This window comes from Streptomyces sp. P9(2023) (assembly GCF_032436795.1).
GTDB lineage: Bacteria > Actinomycetota > Actinomycetes > Streptomycetales > Streptomycetaceae > Streptomyces.
Window position 1 is genome coordinate 1 of the sequence record NZ_JAUPWM010000908.1, and the last position, 230, is coordinate 230.

Genomic DNA, 230 nt, shown 5'->3' on the forward strand with positions numbered 1-230 from the left:
GCTTTGCCTGTCGTCTCTATCGTAGGAGTCGCGCAAAGTCTTGCCATCGTCAGTCCAGCCTTGACCTCCGGCTATCACGGCGCAGATAGACCCAAACAAAATATCAAACAGAGGGTAGTCAACTTTTGCGCTTTGCCGTTCGTCACGGATGATGCTGAAGTGCTCTTTGATGGTATTAATATTCATGGCAACACCTTAAAAAAGGAGCATAAGATCACAGCCCGCACGTC

1 protein-coding gene is annotated in these 230 nt (G+C 48.7%); it reads right to left on the bottom strand.

Going from position 1 to position 230, the window contains the following annotated elements; translation table 11 throughout:
- The coding region (locus Q5762_RS39865) for a transposase family protein (RefSeq protein WP_315897206.1) at nucleotides 1-186 on the bottom strand (186 nt) is incomplete at its 3' end.
- Between the last annotated feature and the right edge of the window lie 44 nt (nucleotides 187-230).